Genomic DNA, 17,379 nt, shown 5'->3' with positions numbered 1-17,379 from the left:
ACGTTCTGTTCAGCCGCATTTCCAGCGACTTAGAGCTGATCGGTCTAACAGTCAGGCATAAAGCCGCACTGAAACGGTAAAGCGAAACTTCTCAGAAATTTGCCGCTTTGCAGTGAAGTCCTGACAAGTGATTGGCGTTGTCGCACACTCATCAGGACTTCACAGGTCCGATCCAGACCTGCTGGGCGTTCACAAACTCCAGGATGCCGTGAGGACCGAGCTCGCGTCCGAGACCGGACGCCTTTGTGCCGCCGGAGGGCAGGCGTGGGTCTGTTTTCACAATGCCATTGACGCTGACCTGTCCGGTGTCGAGCTGAGACGCGATGGCCTCGCCGCGAGCCGTGTTCGTCCAGACGCTGGCGGCAAGGCCGTATTCGGTGTCATTCGCCATTTCGAGGGCGTGCGCCTCATCATCTGCGCGGACCATAACGGCGACCGGCCCGAAGGTTTCCTCGGTGAAGGCGCACATGCCGGGCTTCACGTCTGCCAGAAGGGTGACGGGATAGAAATAGCCCTCGCCATCAGGCAGTTCTCCGCCGAGAAGGCAGGTCGCGCCCTCGGAAATGGTCTGCTGTACTTGTCTGTGAAGGCCGTCGCGCAGGTCGGGGCGTGCAATGGGGCCGACCTGCGTGCTCTCATCAGCCGGATCACCGACTTTCAGTTGCGACAGCCGGTCTTTCATCAGCGCGGTCATTTCATCGTAGATGCTGGCTTCGACGATGATCCGCTTGGCGGCGATACAGGACTGGCCGGCATTGATGATGCGCGACAGTGTCAGCGTGTCTGCAGCTTTCTCAAGATCGGCATCTGCAAGCACGACGGACGGGTCGGAGCCACCAAGCTCGAGCACGGCAGGCTTGATCGCCGAGCCCGCAATCTCGGCCACTTTCGAGCCGCCCCGTGAGGAACCCGTGAAGGAGACGCCGCGGATGCGCCTGTCACGGATGACTGCCTCGACGCGCGGCGTCTCAAGGTAGAGTGCCTGGAACAGGCCTTCTGGGGCTCCAGCCTCGCGAAAGCATGTTTCGATGGCTTCGGCGCAGCCCGGCACGTGGGGATCGTGCTTCATGAGGCAGGAATTTCCGGCCATCAAGGCTGGCGCGCTGAATCGGAAGGCCAGCCAGAAGGGCGCATTCCACGGCAGGATGCCGAGGATCGGACCAATGGGCAGGTGCTGGACATAGGACAGGGAGGCGTCCGACTCGATGACCTGCCGGGTAAGGTATTGTTCGGCGTGATCGGCATAGTGCTCGGCGCACCAGGCTGACTTGTTTACCTCGCCGATCGACTCATTCTTCGGCTTGCCCATTTCCTCGGTCATGACGGGGCCGAGCGTGTCGACATGGTCGCGCATGTACTTCGCGACATCGCGCAGCAGCCTGCCACGCTCGGCGAAGCTTTTCCCTTTCCACGCCTTGAAGGCCTTTATGGAGGCTTCAATCTTGGCATTCACTTCGGCGTCCGTGTCGGGCGTAACCTCGCGCACGGTCTGGCCGGTCGCCGGGTTCACGGCTTTCAGCATGTCTGTCTCCTGTTTGGGCCGGTTTACTGTGTAACAGCTTCGCCGTTCGTGGCCTTTTTGGGCTTTGGTTTTGGCTTTGTATCGGCCGACTTCTCAGGCGGCTTGAGCGTGAACTCTTCTGGCAAGTCGAAGAAGCTCTCGCAGCCATCCTCGGTGACGTAGAACGTGTCCGAGATGCCGACCGTCTTGTCGCCATCCACGCCCCAGACCCATGGGATGATGTGGAAGGTCATGCCTTCCTTCAGAATCTGCGGGTCGCCCTGCATGAGCGAGAGAATGTAGCCTTCGTCCCAGCTCGGTGGAAAAGCGATACCGATGGAATAGCCGGACCGCGTGATCAGCGAGCCGCCATGACGGCCATCATTCACGATGTCGCGGACGATCTTGTCAGCGTCTGAGACCGTGAGGCCCGGTTGTACGGCGTCGCGCAGCTCCCGTAGCGCCTTTTTCATCTGGCGCTCGGCGCTTTCCATCGAGGACGACAGTTTCTTCTGCATGACGACGGTTCGCATCATGGCCGTGTGGTAGCGCCGGTAGCAGCCGCCGACTTCGAGGAAGACATGCTCACCTTCCTGCACGGTGCGGCCTTCCCAGGTGGCGTGGCCGATCATGGAGCGCGGGCCGGAGGTGACATAGGGCATCACGGCGGGGGGCTCGCCGCCTGCTTCGAACATGGCGGCGGAAATGGCGGCGCCGATCTCGTTCTCTGTAATGCCGGGACGTGCGATCTCGATGCCCGCCTTCATGCCGGCCTGGGTGGCGCGGGCGGCCTTTTTCATGATCTCGATTTCGTGTTTGGATTTGCAGGCGCGGCCTTCCTCGACGATGCCGAAGCAGTCCATCATCCGTCCGGTCGTGTAGGCAGAGTGAATCCGGTCCTGCTGGTATGCCGGCAGGAAGTATGAGTTCCGCTCATAGCCGATGGTACAATTGTTGAGACCGGCTTCGCGGAAACTGTCGATGAGCGTCTGGATGGCATCGCCATTATCTGCGAATGGCCGGGTCTTGCTGACCCAGGTGCGGGCGTGAACGTTGGACTCCTCCATGTTCCGCGTGACCATGTAGCACTCGCCTTCGCGCGGCACGACCAGCGCCTGAAAGAAGGAATAGCCGGTCGTCTGATAGTCCGTCATGTACATGATGTTCTCGGGATCCGAGATCACCACGGCGTCGAGATTGCGCTCATCCATGCGTTGTCGAAGGCCTTCGAGCCGCCGCACATATTCCTCGTGCGGGAAGGTCATGTCATCGCGCTGTCTCATGCTGGCACCAGAACGGCATTCATTGCCTTCTCGAGCAGGTCGAGCCCTTCATTGAGGTCAGCATCCTCGATGGTCAGTGGCGGTATCAGCTTGATCACGCGGCCTTCCGAACCGCAGCCGCCAAGAAGCAGGCCTGTGCGGAAGCATTCGGCGACAATCTTCTTGGCGAGAGTGCCATCCTTTGTGTCGATGCCCTGCATCATGCCGCGGCCGCGCACTTCCATGCCGGGCTGTGCCATCTTCTGCAGCCGTGACGCCATGACCTCGCCCTTGCGGCGGACCTCGGCCATGAAGCTGTCATCCTTGAAATAATCCATGGCGACCTTGCCGGCGACGAAGGAGATGCCCTGGCCGCGGAAGGTGCCGGTGTGTTCGCCGGGAGACCAGTGCTTGTCATGTTCCGGCTTGTTGAGGTTCATGGCGAGGGGCGTGCCGAAGCCGCCAATGCCTTTGGCCAGGGTGATGATGTCGGGATCGAGGTCCATGCCGTCAAAGCTGAAATAGGAGCCGGTGCGGCCGCAGCCGGCCTGGATGTCATCAATGATGAAGAGTGCGCCGCGATCCTTCGCGAACTGGCGGATGGCTTGCAGCCATTCCTTTGTGGCGACATTTACGCCGCCTTCGGCCTGGATCACCTCAACGAGGATGGCGGCTGGAGGCTCATATCCCGCCGAAGGATCAGCATAGGTCTCGTCCATGCCATCCAGCGGGTGCATGAAGGGCAGGCGCTCGACATAATGGAGCGGAATGCCCGCTGCGTTTCGGTAATATGCATTTGCGGTAGCGGCCAGCGCACCAACCGTCATGCCGTGAAAGCCGTTTGTGAAGGCGATGACGCGGCGACGTCCGGTGACGCGGCGGGCGAGTTTCAGCGCAGCTTCGACGGCGTTCGTGCCGGTCGGGCCGGTAAACTGCATGCGGTAATCCATGCCGCGTGGCTTGAGGATCGTGTCGACAAAGGCCTGCATGAACTCACGCTTGGTGGTCGTAGCCATGTCGAGGCTGTGCGGAATGCCATCAGACTGTATGAAGTCGATAATGGCTTCCTTCATCTTCGGATTATTGTGGCCGAAATTCAGCACGCCGGCACCGCCAAAGAAATCGAGATAGGACTTCCCGGCTTCGTCGACCTGCCGAGCATTCGAGGCTGTTTTGAAGACCGTCGGGTAGGCTCGGCTATAGCCCCGGACCTCGGACTCCCAGCGTTCGAATAGTTCCATATCTCTCTCCTTCTGTGGAAATGCGTGTGTCTGTGTCCTCAATCCTGTTGAGACGTTGATTGGGGTGGCAAGGGTGCCCCGGCGAGGCGGGCGTAGATTCTTGTCACAATGGGCAAGAGACGGTCATTGAAGTCATAACGTGGGCTGTGACAGGGCTCATGATGCCCGTTTCCGTCATCTGCGCCAATCAGTGCGAAGGCGCCCGGTAACTCCTTCAGATAGTAAGAGAAATCCTCCGATGCCATGATCGGGACTGGCAGCTCTTCATGCAGCCAGTCGTTTCCGAGGTCCGCGGCAATGGCGGCGCGCATCGTTTCGGCTGCGTTGGCGTCGTTGATCGTTGCGTCATAGCGCGGAAAGAGTTCGATCGCGGCCTCTACTCCATAAGCGGCGGCCTGGGCGGTTGCGATTTCAGTGATCATGGCGTCGATGCGGGCGCGATCGGATGGATTTGCGATACGGATACTGCCAGCGAGACGGGCGCTGTCCGGGATGACAGTCTCACCACTTGGCGCGTCGATGGAGGTGACGCTGACCACAGCGGCATTCTGCGGCGTGATGCGACGCGATATGATCTGCTGCAGGGCCATGGTGACGGCGGCAGCGGCAAGAACCGGGTCGCGGGTGTTCTCCGGCTGGCTGGCATGGCCGCCAGAGCCCTTGAGAAGAATGCGGAATGTGCCATTGCCGGCCATGACGGCGCCGTCCGGGCAGACGGCCTTGCCAAAAGGAATAGCGGGCCAGTTGTGCCAGCCAAAGATCGCGTCGAGCCCTTCAAGCGCGCCATCTTCGATCATTTTCTTCGCCCCATGCCCGCCTTCTTCAGCGGGCTGGAAGATCAACGTGACCGGGCCCGGCAACGCGGCTTCATGCGCCTTCAGCCAGGCGGCGGTCGACATCAGGGCGGCGGAGTGGCCATCATGCCCGCACGCATGCATGCAGCCATCATGGGTCGAGACATGGGCATGACTGCTGGCCTCATGGATGGGAAGGGCGTCAATGTCCGCGCGCAGGCCGATATGACGGCCCGGTGCGAGCGGCGCGATCCGGGCTACTGTGCCGGTGCCAGCGCAGACTCTCCAGGGAATACCGAGACGGTCGAGCGAGGCGCGAATGGTGGCGGCTGTCTCAATCTCCTGCCAGGGAAGTTCGGGGCGTCGATGAAGGTTTCTCCGGAAATCGACGGAGGCCTTCTGTATCACTGCCCAGTCGGAGGCTGCTGCCCCGCTGCCGGTCTTGAAGGCGACGTCTTCCATCGCCTCACACTACGCGATCGGGGTGAGACATCAACTGCCCCACATGTGGAATGTTTCCGGTTGGCAGGGGGACATCCAGGCAGGGAAGGGCGGGGGCAAGGCCAGGAAATTCTGTCGCACCAGTATAGGGTTTGGGTTCGAGTGCTGACGAGGCATGGCGGAAGGTCTCGCCCCCGGGCGCACGGGCAACACGTTTGACTTCTGGTGTAGCTGGCTTCGCCGCGCATTCCGGTCCCTTACGCAGGGTGGCGATGATCGCTATCGCCGGTATATCCGGACCCGGCACGCCAATCCGTCCATTCTCGGCCAGATGGCCGCCATCCGGGCTGACGACGAAACACTCCTCTGCGAATCCCTGGCCAAGGGTTTTGGTATGCCCGCTGAAGGCGTGAGCCAGCCAAGGCTGGTGGCGGGCATGCTGATGGCCGGGTCATCCTATGTCATCAGACGCTTCGAGAATGACGACATCGACCTGGTGAAAGAGGCCGCCTGCGTGATCGACGAGGTGGAGGCGATGTTCGGATATCCGCTCGTTGAAAGATTCTGACCCGCTGTCCGATCAGGAAATCATGACGCTGCCAAGTTCATGAATTGACATTTTTGTAGTCAGGTATCACTAACTGGTTGGACGCAGCGCAGCTTCTCAGCAGAAGAAGCGCGCCGTCGGTGAACAAGTACGCAAACATCTACGGTCGCAGGTATCTGGGGCTCCAGGGAGGAAAATATGCGAAATCTGGTGCTGGCTGTCGGTGCAGCCGGCCTGCTGGCAGGGTGCACAGCCGTCGAGCCGACCGCAAACGGTCAGGCATTGCAGGCGAGTGCCGACAGCTCTGCCAAAGTCTACAGGGACCTGTCCGGTGTCTGGCAGGTGCTGAACACAGCGAATGACAATGTCGAGGCCCATGATGCCCAGCACGCCTACCAGCTGCGGGACGGGCCGTTCGGACCGGTTCCAGCCAAGAATGTCCTTGCGTTGGGGGCGGTCGGTGCCGTGCCGCCCGGGCCGAGCGTGATCAAGGGACGCCAGACGCTGCCCTACCTTCCGGGGGGCGCGGAAAAGGCAGCCGAAAACGTCGCCGACTGGGCGAACAGGGATCCCGAAGCGCTCTGTTATATGCCGGGTGTGCCGCGTGCCACATATCTGCCGTACCCCTTCGAGATCATCCAGAATGATGAGCAGATGCTGATCGTCTACGAATATGCCAACACGGTCCGGAACGTGTTTCTGACCGATCCGGGCGAGGCACCGGTCGACAGCTGGATGGGGCAATCCTATGGCTATTGGGATGGCGACACGTTCGTGATCGAGGTGACAGCGCAAAACGGCTCATCCTGGCTCGACCGGGCAGGCAACCATTATTCGGCGATGGCGAAGGTCACCGAGCGCTACACGCGTGTCGGCGAGCACCACATCGAGTATAGTGCAACGATTGAGGATCCGGACACCTTCTCTGAGCCAGTAACGCTGGAGATGACGCTCTATCGTCTGATTGGCGATGACGCCCGGATCGAGGACTTCAACTGTGTGCCATTCGTGGAAGAAAAGCTCCACGGGCACCTGCGTAAGGAGCCGCTGCAATGAGACTCACCCTGAAATCACTGCTCGCTGCTTCCGCGACCGCTATGGCCGCCGCCATGGTCGCGCCTGCTGCAATGGCAGAACCGCCCGAGACGGACTATGAACCCCCGCGCATGCCGGATGGTACGCCGAACATGCAGGGCATCTGGACCAATGCATCGCTGACGACGCTGGAAAAGCCGGAGGGAATGGCAGTCGTGGTGCCGGAGAAGCAGGCTCTCATTATGGCCGGCATGGTTGAGGCATCTGCGGAAGCCGACAATCAGCCAACTGATCCGGATGCGCCGGCGCTCGAAGCTGGCGGCGACGGTGTGGGCGGCTACAACCGTTTCTGGATGGACTTCGGGACTTCGCTGGCCAAGGTGCGGGGTGAATATCGCTCCACATGGATTGTCGATCCCGCTGATGGCAAGCTGCCCTACACAGAAACCGGCCGAAAGCTGGCCGAGGATCGGCTCGCAGAGCAGCGCGAGAACTTTGATCATCCGGAAGTGCGGGCGGCCGCAGAGCGGTGCACCGTCGGGTTCGGCTCAACGGGCGGTCCGCCGATGCTGAATGTTCTGTACAATAACAACTACCAGATCGTTCAGGCGCCGGACAAGGTGGCGATCCTTGTCGAGATGAATCACCAGACCCGGATGATCCGCCTCAATGAGGAACACCGGCCGGACGTGATGGACCAGTGGCTCGGCGATTCGGTGGGGTACTGGGACGGCGATACGCTGGTTGTCGAGACGACAAATTTCGAGCCTGACATTTCGCTGCGCGCGGCAACGCGGCACCGCCTGTACATGTCGCCAGACGCGAAAGTGACAGAGCATTTTACGCGGATATCGGGCGATGAAATCTTTTACGAATTCTGGGTCGAGGACCCCGAAATCTTCACCCAGACGTGGAAGGGGGAGATGATCCTCCGCAAATCGGAAGGGCCAATTTACGAGTATGCATGCCACGAGGCGAACTATTCGCTTCCGGGCATCCTGGCCGGCGCTCGCCGGGAAGAACAGGAAGCGGCATCAGCCGGCGGCTCGAAGTGAGAAGGCAGGCGGTGGGGTCAGCAAGCCCTGCCGTACACCATCTGAACCAATGGGAGACATTGATATGAAACTGAACAACAAGCTCTACGCCCTTGCCGGTGTTGCGGCTGGTGCTCTCGCGATTGTCGGGGCAGCCAGTGCCCACCACGCCTTCTCTGCGGAATTCGATGCCGATGCGCCGGTTCTCCTGCGCGGAGAGGTCACCAAGGTGGAGTGGGTCAACCCGCACACCTGGATCCATCTCGCGGCCGAGGAAGAAGGCAGTGAAGAAACGACGGCCTGGATGGTCGAAGGCGGCACGCCGAACACGCTTCTGCGCGCCGGCCTCAACAAGCGGTCATTGACGCCGGGCACGCCGATCATCGTGCGTGGCTACCAGTCGAAGGACCGACTGTGTGCGCCGGCCTGCAAGGCCAATGGCCGCGACATCACATTGTCGAATGGCGAAAAGATCTTCATGGGCTCCAGCGGCACAGGCGCGCCTCGTGACGGCACCGACCCGCGCGAACGCGGGCCGGTCACGACAGAGCTTCCTGACTCCGAAGACATGTAAGACGGCTCCCAGTAGCCGAATGTATCAAAGCCGCCTCGAATCCGGGGCGGCTTCTTTTATTGGTTGATGGCGGCTGCGCGCCAATCCAGTGCGAAACCTTTGCCGCTTACCAGAAGGCGATCCAGCGACCGGCGACAGCAGTCGTCATCCAAAGGGCGATGGTTGTGGCTGACCCTAGCCTTGCCATGAGCGGCATGGAGTCGGCGCTGCGGCCCGAAAGCCAGACCAGAATGCCCAGTCCTGCGATCATGATCAGGAAGGCGACGCGGGCGAGCAGGCTCGTCAGGGCAATGAAGACCCAGCCCCAGAGGAGGAGAGACACAAGACCGAAGACAATGGCGAGTGGTGTCAGCCTCCCATTATTCCTGATCAGGCTGTCGCGTGTGCCGAAGGTGAAGAGGACCGCACTGACAAGGGTCGCCATCTTCACCCAGTAGGGCGGGCTGTAGAAGAGCTTCATCACTTCTCCAAGCGCCAGCATCACGCCGCTCAGGACCAGGACGGCAAGCGCCGCTATCAGAAAGGGCTGCATCCTGCGGTTCAGGCTCTGGGGTGATTGGGAGTGCAGGCCGGGGCCGATAACGCGCAGGTCCGCCATGATGATCGCGCCGCCGAGCAGCGCAAGCGAGAGCAGGTGGAAGCATCCGGCCCAGGGCACGATAAGCATGGAATCCTTGACGGCCATGGCGATTGTGGACTGGTCAATGCTGTCGGCGATCGGAAGGAAGTATTTGTCGGTGAAGGAGCAATCATACGGCTCGCCTTCATAATAGCATGTGGCCATGGCGCTTACTCCGTCACGTCTGCAAATTCGATGGGGGGACAATCGGCGAGGGCGCTCATCACGCCATTCGGGTCAAGCTTTTCGCAATTGTACCAGTCATAGGCGATCATCCGCCCGGTGATCACGACAAAGACCCACGCCGAGAGGGAGATGGCAGCCGATATCCGGGCGCTCCGGGGCGGTTTGGGATCGCTGTCCCAGGCCGCCATGTCTTTCTGGATCCGGAAGTGATAGACGAGGATGTTGATCATTGCGGCGACAATCAGCAGGATTTTCAGCCGGAAGAAGAGACTGTGATAATAGACAAGCGGCTTGGCGTAGAAGAGCAGCAGTCCCGTGATGACGAGCAGGATAAAGCCAGCGACCGTCAGCGGCAGGATACGTCTGTCCATCTCTGACAGCGGCACGTTCCGGTAGACGAGGCCCAGCATTCTGAGATCGACCATGATGATCGTGCCAACGAACAGCATGAGCGTCATGACGTGACTGGCTTCCAGTATCGGCCAGACATAGAAGGACTCGCGAAGCGCCACACTCCAGGGCGTCTCGTTCATCCAGAGGAAGAAGTCTCTCATCCCTTACTCCTTTGGCATGGATCGCCGAATGGCATTGCCATCCCGGTACAGCGTCGTGGCGGCGAAGAAGCCGGTGGCGGTCAGTTCCACGGTGACCGGTTCAGCCGTCTCATTGGCCCAGTACCAGCCATGCTCGCCCTGGAATTCGGCGATGTAGGTTCCGTCCTGCCGCCTGGCGTCACCGGTCGCATAGGAATAGGCTTCGCCCTCTTCACCGCCGGAAGGCTCGGCGTGCATGTCGAAATGCAGTGGCGCGGACGCCTTCCATCCGAAGACGACGCCGGCATGCTCCTTGAGATCGAGCTTGTATTCGAGCGACTCAAAGCCGAGGAGTTCGAAGCTCTCATTGATGGTTACAGGACTTGCGTCTGCTGCCTCGAAGGCGCGTTCATCTTCCGCGGCCAGACTGGTGAGGCCCGTCAGCTTGCCAAAGCCGGTCGGGTCGATGCCGAACTCTGCTGGCAGGATCCAAAGCACAAGCAGGAGGGCTGCGCCGCCGAGACTGGCGAGAACCGGCCAGATCAGTTTGCGGTCTTCTGTTTGATCGCTCACGCGGCGCCCTCCATGAAGTAGCCAGTGAGGTGTTGGCCGATCAGCACGAAACCGCCCATCATCAGAGCGATGTTTGCGTACCAGGCATGTGTCTCGAAGCGAGGCGAAGTGCGCCAGATGTTCAGCAGCCAGACGACAAGCAGCAGGACGAGCACCTGGCCGATCTCCACGCCGATATTGAAAGAGATCAGGTTCAGGAGGAGGCCGTTATCGTCCATCGACAGGGCATGCAGCTTCGTCGCAAGGCCGAGGCCGTGAAACAGGCCGAAGCCGAACACGGCTGCGCGCATATCGACACTGCCGCCAAAAAGCTTCCTGAACCCGCCCAGATTTTCGAAGGCCTTGTAGACCACCGAGAGGCCGATCAATGCGTCGATCAGGAAGACGCTTACCGACACATTTGCGAGGACGCCGACAAGCAGGGTCAGGCTATGTCCGAGCGTGAACAGCGAAACATAGGTGACGATGTCGCGAAACTTCCTCAGGAAGAAGACGACACCGATCAGGAAGAAGACATGGTCCAGGCCAGTGACCATGTGCTTGGCGCCAAGATAGAGGAACGGGAAAGGGGCCGGGCCGCTGACCCCTTCGACGAACCTTGCGTTTGATTGCGAAACGTCATGCGCGACAGCTGGAAAAAAATCCCCCACATCAGTGCGAACAGCAGGCAGGCAAACAATCCCACCATTCGCGTTGGAACTGGGAGGAAACCCTGATGTGGGGGATAAGTGACCAGGCTGGGCATGGTCGTCAGCTTTTTCCGTACGTGCGAAAGCGCTCATGGCAGGAACGGCAGACGCGGTACATGAGGCCGCCAGCCTCGAACACCGCCTCTTCATCCTGCGCCAATGCAGCGTCCTTCACCTGACCGGCTGCCACGGCAAGACCTTCTGAATAGGTGACCCAGTCCTGCTCTCCGAGACTGTATGTCTCGGTGGCGAGGACTTCTGAAAGGGCGGCCATCTCGTCGGCTGCGTCAGCGACGGCCTGCCAGCCCTCATCCGTGGTCGGGAAGAGACTTTCCTCGCCTTCCACGGTGATGATGTAACCCTGATGATCCCAGATCTTGTCAGCAACGACGTCCAGTTCCTCATTCATGAAGTCGTGCATGGCGACGACATGGGCCGGTTCGCCAGCGTGATCGTCGTCCGGGCTGGTTTCGGTGCCATTCTCGCCGGAGCAGGCTGCCGTCGTCGCCAGCATGCCGACGATCGCTGCGGACATGAGAAGGTCCTTGATGGTCATTGGGTCAGTCTCCCTGTGCGGCGCGGAAGGCAATGAAGGCGTTGCCTGGCATCTGTCCGAAAGCGGCATAGCCGGACGGGACAAACAGCATGTCGCCTGCCAGTGATGGCCCGGAATTGTCGATGGCGCCGCCATGGGTCTCGACGCCGTTCACCGCGTCATAGGCCCGTACCGTATCGTACTCCCAGACGACCTCTCCCGTTTCGGCATCAAAGGCGCGCATCATGCCATTGAGCGCGCCGATGAAGACGAGTTCGTCATTCGATGCCGGGGCCGCTGAATAGCCGTACTGGAACACGCAATCGGGATAGGGGGTATCCCCGCCGGGGCGGACGGGACGTGCGCCTTCGGCACAATCGCGACTGGCAGCATGGCTCCAGATGATATCCCCGGTTTGCAGGTCCAGCGCGTAGAGCCCGGGCCTGGGAGTGTAATTGGGGAGGGGAAAGTCGGGGTCGGAGGATGGCGCGTAAATCACACCATTTGCAACGGTAAGACCCCAATGGATCCCGCCCAGGGCTGAGCCGGCGGAAATGCGGGTCTTCCAGATCAGCTCGCCCGTGTCAGCGTTGAGTACATGCACCACGCCGGCTTTCTGGCCACCCACGAGAACATCCGTACCGTCCGCAAGCCTGGTTAGCGTGATGGCGCCGCCAAAGTCGACATCGGGGCCGCGCGGGGAGGGGCAGTTGGGCCCGCCGCTGCCGAAGCCGCCGCACGCCATGTTGAACATGTCCTGTTCGGTTGCCTGATAGCTCCACAGGATGTCACCAGTATCGAGGTCGAGCGCAAAGATGGCATCGCTTGTGTCGGTCGCTGGTGCCGACGTGTTTTCGCCGGTGCCGAAGTAGATACGGTTCTTTTCAAGGTCGAGGGTTGGGGTCGTCCAGACCGGTGCGCCGGATGGGCCGTAGAGCTGCGTACCGACAGAAGACAGGGTGGTCGGCTCTGCATTCTCGGTCATGTGAGTGGCCCAGAGACGCTCGCCAGTATTGGCGTCCAGCGCCGTAACAGCTCCATGGCCCTTGCAGCACTCATATTTCGGATCACCAGCGGCTGCGACATCGATGGCGGAAAGCGGCACGATCAGCTTGTCGCCGGCCTGAACCGGAGCGGCGGTTCCCATATTTTGTGGCAAGACGCCCGCCCTGGCGCTCCACAGCACTTCGCCGGTGGCGCCATCCAGGGCGAACACATTTGTCGAGCCTTCCTGGAAGAAGATGGCGGGCGCGCCGCTTACCTCGCCAAGGGTCAGTGATGAGCGCACATTCACTCCGATTTCATTGTGCCACTTCGTGCAGCCTGTTTCGCGGTCTACCGCGAAGATGTGGCCTGAGGATGCGCCGACAAATACCGTGTCTTCTGTAATGACGGGATAGCCGCGAACATCGGATGCGCCGGGCAGGCCGAGCGTCCACGCGACTTCCAAGTTTGCCATGTCATCCTTGCCAAGCGAACTGCGCTCCGGGCCGTAATATCTGGTATTTGCGAGGTCGGGTCCCCAGCGCTCGACATAGGTCTTGTCGAAGGAGATCGATGTGTCCTCACACATGGCAGATTGCGCGGTCTCATAGTCATCGTCTGGCGTGCCAGCGAGGAAGGTGACGACATTGCGGATATCCTCATCGTCCAGGCCGGCGGCCTGCGCCTGCATCTTGCCCGAGGTCAGCGAAAAGGTGATCTGCGACGGTGCCATCCCCTGAAGGGCCTCAAGGGAGGGGGAGCGGGTCGCCTCCGGATTGTCATGGCAGGCGGCGCAGCGTTGCGCGTAGATTTCGGCGCCGGGATGAGGATCGCTGGCGGCCGAGACATGTTCTGTGCGCGGAACTTCGGCAGTCCCGGTTTCACTGGCCGCGCCAGAAGAAGACTGAGGGGAGCAGGCCGCGAGGACCGTTGCTGTAAACAGCAGGCCGAATGAGCCAAACGCACGGAAAGGCATGGATATATCGGCGTCGGCCTCACAGGCTCGCAGCATTGCGAGCTTTGCAATTTGCGCCATGGTTCGATTCCTCCCGCTGGTTGTTTGCCAACCTGCTTAATTGTAGTTATCTACATTTATCGATATGACATGGCACGCGCAAGTCAACAGCAAAGCTTGCCTTCGAGCCTCAAGGCGGGGAGGTGTGACGGTCTGGAGGGGTGGCTGAACTCGACGGGCGCAGTGCGGTCAGGCCTTGGATGCCTGACGGTCGGCTTCTTCCAGGAGAGACATGAACTCATCCATGAGTGGACCATTGGCGTCGGGCTTGTAGGCCGACTTCAGGCCTTTCGACATGGCGGACTGAAATGCCCGGCGCTTTTGACGCGGCTCGGTCATTCCATTTCGTCTCGTGCGTATGTTAGCAGTTTTTGTCATGGCTCAATCTCTGCATATAAAACAGGAATACTCGCCAAGTGTTCCAAGGAACAACTGCAACAGATGGTTAACATTCCGCCCGAGTGCTTTAACGCACGATGACTTGATGAATTCCGGATCCTGCCCTGAAAAGGTTGTCGGAATTGGGTGAGACGTGAATTTAGGAAAGCTTATGCCGGTCAAATACCCTTTGAGATCAAAACGGAAGGCAGAGACGCGCCGCAAGCTGGTGCGCGCCGCGCAGTCTGTGTTTTTTGCAAAAGGCTATGACGATGCGACGCTTGATGAAATTGCCGAAGCTGCCGGTGTTCATGTGCAGACCCTGTATCGTCACTTCGCCACCAAGCAGGAACTCGCAAGCGCGGGCGACAACTACTTTTATACGTTGTTTTCGGAGAGGCTTGAGGAGCGCGATCCGAATGCCACCGCATTCGAGGTGTGGAGGGACTGGCTGAAATGGTCTTATGGCCGGCTGGTCGCGAGCGGCAGTTTTTCATATCGTGAGTTTATCCAGACCCGTCATGCCAACCCGTCCATTCTCGGCGAGCTGTCGCGGATCAGGGTTCAGTATGAAGACCGCCTCTGCGAACTGCTTGCGATCGATTTCGGCATGCCGGGCGAGACGGGGGGGATGCCGCGACTGGTGGCCGGCATGCTGCTGTCAGGCAGTGCGTATGTGCAGCGCCGCTATGACCAGGGCGACATCGATCTTGTAGCCGAGGCGGTCGAGACGGTCGATCTTGCAGAAAAGCTCTGCTCGCACCTGATTGTGCCCAGGAACTAGGCTAGAACCAGCCCGCGACCGTTCCCCAGGGAACGAGCGTGATGGCCAGGCCAATGGCAATCGCTGACGTCGCATATCCGATCAGCATGAGAACGCCGTCGCGTGCCACGAAGGCGAGACCGAATACCATGATCGCGACGCCGGGAGCGGCGGCGGCAAAGGGCACGAGTTCGAGCGGAATCATCAGTATGGCGAGCACGCTGATGAGGATGGCGGCGATATAGACCGCCCAGCCGCCGGTGAGAAAGTCCATACGTTCGGAGATGAGTCGGTCGATGCGTTTCAGCCACTTGCTCCAGCGGTCCTCTGCCTTTCGCAATTTCTCCTTCTCGATCGACAGATTCTCGATGAAATCAGGCACCCATATGTGGCTGGCCCCGAAGACGATCTGGGCGCTGAACAGGAGGATGATCAGGCCGATGGCTGCCGGCAGACCCGGAATGCCTCCAACTGGCGGAATGACCGCGATCAGGCCCAGAAGGGCCACTACGGGCCCGAATGAACGGTGCCCGAACATGTCCAGCAGGTCACCAAATGATACCTTGTCGCCATCAGTTTCCTTGATGGCGCGGTCGAGGACATTTTCCAGAGGATCGTCAGTCGAAGCGGTCATATGCAGAGCAGTACTTTTGTCAGTTTCGTCAGATCACTAACCCGCAAGCCGCCATTTGGTTCACGCGTTCGCTGGCTCGTTCAGAAGATTATGCATCAGACTTTGGAAGAGGGGGATGAGCTTCTCCCGCTTCAGGCCCGGATTGCGCAGGACGCGGGAGGCGAGACCCCCGAACAGGGACATGAGAAGTTCTGTCCGGGCATCGGCGTCAGTGAGGCCAAGCTTGGTATTCAGGATATTGGAGAACAGGCCGCGGATTTTCTTGTCGTGTTCCTGCAGGATGGCGGCGATGTGGGGATTTCTTTGCGCTTCGGCCTGGATTTCCAGATTGAGCGCAGACTGGAAAGCGTCCGACTTGGTGACCACGATGTCCTCGGCGCGGTTGATCATGGCCGCTGCAATCTCATCGCTTGGCAGGGCGTAAAGTTCTGCAAAGCGTTCGACAGCCAGTTCAGATTCGCGATCAACTATGGCCGCGATGATCGCTTCCTTGCTTTCAAAATAATGGTAGATGTGACCGACGCTCATCTGCGCCTTCTTGGCGACTTTCGCCATTCCGGCTCCGTGAAACCCATGTTCGACGAAACAGGCTGACGCCGCATCCAGCACCTGATCGCGGCGCGCCTCGCGGCGTTTCTCGGCCCCTGTCATCGTTTTGTGTGCCTTTTGCACTAAATCCACCTTCTCGTGTCTTGACATGTTGCGGCGCACCATTAGATAGAACGTTCATTCTATAAAAGCAAGCGCGTGTTCAGACCAGAATGCTGGCGGACCTGCGTGAAGAAGGACAACATATGCTCCTCCCGGTTTCCTCCCAGATTGTTCCGGGCCGCGTCACCATGCGCCGTGCCCTGGCCGGACTGATTGGTGGTGTATCGCTACTGGCGCTCAGTGCCTGTGGCGGCGACAATGCCAGCGCCGGTGCGGTCGGACAGCAGATGCAGCCGCAGGCTGCGCGCGTCGAGGTCATGAAAGCGCAACCGGAATCGGTTGGCAGCGTGCGCGTCCTGCCGGGGCGCACCACGCCATTTGCGCAGGCAGAAATCCGGCCGCAGGTTACGGGCCTCATCCAGAACCGTCTCTTCACAGAAGGTGAGCAGGTGAAGGCGGGCCAGCCGCTCTACCAGATCGACGCCGCTGAGTATCACGCCGCCGTCGAAAGCGCGAAGGCCGCTCTTGCGAGGGCCGAGGCCTCCGCAGCGACCGCGCAGGAAACGGCACGTCGGTTCGAACGCCTCGCCGATATCAATGCGGTCAGCCAGCAATCTTATGATGAGGCTGTGGCCGCCGCGAAACAGGCGGCTGCCGAAGTGGGTATCCAGCGTGCCGCACTGGAGCGCGCGCGGATTGATCTTGCCCGCACGCAGGTTCGTGCGCCAATTGACGGCCAGATTGGTCGCTCTTCGGTAACGCAGGGCGCACTTGTGACGGCCAACCAGGCGACCCCCCTCGCGCGGATCCTGCAGCTCGATCCGATCTATATCGACATGACAGCTGCAAGTACGGAAGTCCTGCGCTGGAAACAGGATGTCGCGACCGGGAAGATCCGCACGGTCGGAGACACCGCCAGCGTGCCGGTGACTGTGCATTTTGAGGATGGCACACAATACGAGCATCGCGGGCACATCGAGTTCACCGAAGTGAGCGTCGACCAGGAAGCCGGCACCGTGATCGTAAGGGCGCAGGTTCCCAATCCGGACGACCTGCTCCTGCCGGGCATGTTCCTTAAAGCCGAATTTGCGGCAGGCTCATATGAAAACGTCTATCTCGTCCCGCAGCGTGCTGTGCAGCGCACACCGAGGGGCGACGCTTATGTCTTTGTTGCAAAGGATGGCGTGGCAGAGCAACGTCCCATCAAAATCCAGGAGTCGAGCGACTCGAACTGGATCGTGACTGACGGGTTGTCGCCCGGTGATGCGGTCATTGTGGAAGGTTTGCAGAGTGTGAGAGCCGGTGCCCCGGTTCAGGCAATCAATGCGGACGGCGCCAGCCTCGCTTCGCTGTCCGGCGACTCCACCGGTATCTCCCCAGAATAACGGAA

Annotated in this window: 19 protein-coding genes; 6 read left to right on the top strand and 13 right to left on the bottom strand. The window is 60.2% G+C overall.

The window, feature by feature from the left end; genetic code table 11:
- Positions 1-151: 151 nt before the first annotated feature.
- The 4 genes from B8746_RS13560 to doeB2 are packed head-to-tail and all read right to left on the bottom strand — an operon-like array spanning position 152 to position 5,260.
- Positions 152-1,522: an NAD-dependent succinate-semialdehyde dehydrogenase gene (locus tag B8746_RS13560; RefSeq protein ID WP_084394175.1), complete on the bottom strand. Its 1,371-nt coding sequence runs from the start codon at positions 1,520-1,522 to the stop codon at positions 152-154.
- 23 nt (positions 1,523-1,545) lie between these two features.
- On the bottom strand, positions 1,546-2,784 hold the full coding sequence (gene doeA, locus B8746_RS13555) for an ectoine hydrolase (protein WP_084394174.1): 1,239 nt from the start codon (positions 2,782-2,784) through the stop codon (positions 1,546-1,548).
- Complete coding sequence (locus B8746_RS13550; protein ID WP_084394173.1) at positions 2,781-4,004, bottom strand: aspartate aminotransferase family protein; 1,224 nt, start codon at positions 4,002-4,004, stop codon at positions 2,781-2,783. The genes doeA and B8746_RS13550 overlap by 4 nt, the downstream gene beginning before the upstream one ends.
- 38 nt (positions 4,005-4,042) lie before the next feature.
- On the bottom strand, positions 4,043-5,260 hold the full coding sequence (gene doeB2, locus B8746_RS13545; protein ID WP_084394172.1) for a N(2)-acetyl-L-2,4-diaminobutanoate deacetylase DoeB2: 1,218 nt from the start codon (positions 5,258-5,260) through the stop codon (positions 4,043-4,045).
- Positions 5,261-5,414: 154 nt separating this feature from the next.
- Between doeB2 and B8746_RS13540 the strand changes: the two genes are divergently transcribed.
- The 4 genes from B8746_RS13540 (at position 5,415) to B8746_RS13525 (ending at position 8,429) form a co-directional block, all read left to right on the top strand.
- A complete protein-coding gene (locus B8746_RS13540) occupies positions 5,415-5,807 on the top strand; it encodes a hypothetical protein (RefSeq protein WP_084394171.1) in 393 nt (130 codons plus the stop codon).
- Between the two features lie 177 nt (positions 5,808-5,984).
- Entirely contained in the window at positions 5,985-6,842 is an 858-nt protein-coding gene (locus B8746_RS13535; RefSeq protein ID WP_084394170.1) for a hypothetical protein, read from the top strand.
- The gene (locus B8746_RS13530) at positions 6,839-7,876 is read left to right on the top strand and encodes a hypothetical protein (RefSeq protein ID WP_198943732.1); all 1,038 of its coding nucleotides are present in this window, start codon (positions 6,839-6,841) and stop codon (positions 7,874-7,876) included. The genes B8746_RS13535 and B8746_RS13530 overlap by 4 nt, the downstream gene beginning before the upstream one ends.
- 64 nt (positions 7,877-7,940) lie before the next feature.
- Positions 7,941-8,429 (top strand): DUF6152 family protein, encoded by a 489-nt coding sequence (locus B8746_RS13525; RefSeq protein ID WP_084394261.1) that lies wholly within the window; start codon positions 7,941-7,943, stop codon positions 8,427-8,429.
- 106 nt (positions 8,430-8,535) lie between these two features.
- Here the strand turns inward: B8746_RS13525 and B8746_RS13520 are convergent, their stop codons facing one another.
- The 7 genes from B8746_RS13520 to B8746_RS17170 all read right to left on the bottom strand — a co-directional run bounded on the left by B8746_RS13520 (position 8,536) and on the right by B8746_RS17170 (position 13,902).
- Complete coding sequence (locus tag B8746_RS13520) at positions 8,536-9,213, bottom strand: DUF6644 family protein (RefSeq protein ID WP_084394169.1); 678 nt, start codon at positions 9,211-9,213, stop codon at positions 8,536-8,538.
- Between the two features lie 5 nt (positions 9,214-9,218).
- Complete coding sequence (locus tag B8746_RS13515) at positions 9,219-9,788, bottom strand: DUF6644 family protein (RefSeq protein WP_084394168.1); 570 nt, start codon at positions 9,786-9,788, stop codon at positions 9,219-9,221.
- A gap of 3 nt (positions 9,789-9,791) precedes the next feature.
- The gene (locus B8746_RS13510; protein ID WP_084394167.1) at positions 9,792-10,340 is read right to left on the bottom strand and encodes a hypothetical protein; all 549 of its coding nucleotides are present in this window, start codon (positions 10,338-10,340) and stop codon (positions 9,792-9,794) included.
- Entirely contained in the window at positions 10,337-10,990 is a 654-nt protein-coding gene (locus tag B8746_RS13505; protein ID WP_373289849.1) for a HupE/UreJ family protein, read from the bottom strand. The genes B8746_RS13510 and B8746_RS13505 overlap by 4 nt, the downstream gene beginning before the upstream one ends.
- Positions 10,991-11,090: 100 nt before the next feature.
- Positions 11,091-11,585, bottom strand: a complete 495-nt coding sequence (locus B8746_RS13500) for a hypothetical protein (RefSeq protein ID WP_084394165.1) — start codon at positions 11,583-11,585, stop codon at positions 11,091-11,093.
- A gap of 4 nt (positions 11,586-11,589) precedes the next feature.
- Entirely contained in the window at positions 11,590-13,584 is a 1,995-nt protein-coding gene (locus B8746_RS13495; RefSeq protein WP_084394164.1) for an outer membrane protein assembly factor BamB family protein, read from the bottom strand.
- Between the two features lie 168 nt (positions 13,585-13,752).
- On the bottom strand, positions 13,753-13,902 hold the full coding sequence (locus tag B8746_RS17170) for a hypothetical protein (RefSeq protein WP_158084640.1): 150 nt from the start codon (positions 13,900-13,902) through the stop codon (positions 13,753-13,755).
- A gap of 211 nt (positions 13,903-14,113) precedes the next feature.
- Here B8746_RS17170 and B8746_RS13490 point away from each other — a divergent pair, with 211 nt between their 5' ends.
- Entirely contained in the window at positions 14,114-14,725 is a 612-nt protein-coding gene (locus tag B8746_RS13490) for a TetR/AcrR family transcriptional regulator (RefSeq protein ID WP_084394163.1), read from the top strand.
- A 1-nt stretch (position 14,726) separates the two neighbouring features.
- Here the strand turns inward: B8746_RS13490 and B8746_RS13485 are convergent, their stop codons facing one another.
- Positions 14,727-15,338, bottom strand: coding sequence for an exopolysaccharide biosynthesis protein (locus B8746_RS13485; RefSeq protein WP_084394162.1), 612 nt, complete (start codon positions 15,336-15,338; stop codon positions 14,727-14,729).
- Between the two features lie 60 nt (positions 15,339-15,398).
- Positions 15,399-15,989, bottom strand: coding sequence for a TetR/AcrR family transcriptional regulator (locus tag B8746_RS13480; protein WP_158084639.1), 591 nt, complete (start codon positions 15,987-15,989; stop codon positions 15,399-15,401).
- A 143-nt stretch (positions 15,990-16,132) separates the two neighbouring features.
- Between B8746_RS13480 and B8746_RS13475 the strand changes: the two genes are divergently transcribed.
- Positions 16,133-17,374, top strand: coding sequence for an efflux RND transporter periplasmic adaptor subunit (locus tag B8746_RS13475; protein ID WP_198943730.1), 1,242 nt, complete (start codon positions 16,133-16,135; stop codon positions 17,372-17,374).
- Positions 17,375-17,379 lie beyond the last annotated feature (5 nt).

It is taken from the genome of Henriciella pelagia (assembly GCF_002088945.1).
Classification (GTDB): domain Bacteria; phylum Pseudomonadota; class Alphaproteobacteria; order Caulobacterales; family Hyphomonadaceae; genus Henriciella; species Henriciella pelagia.
Note: the sequence above shows the minus strand (reverse complement) of the source record. Positions and strands in the feature narration are given on the sequence as shown.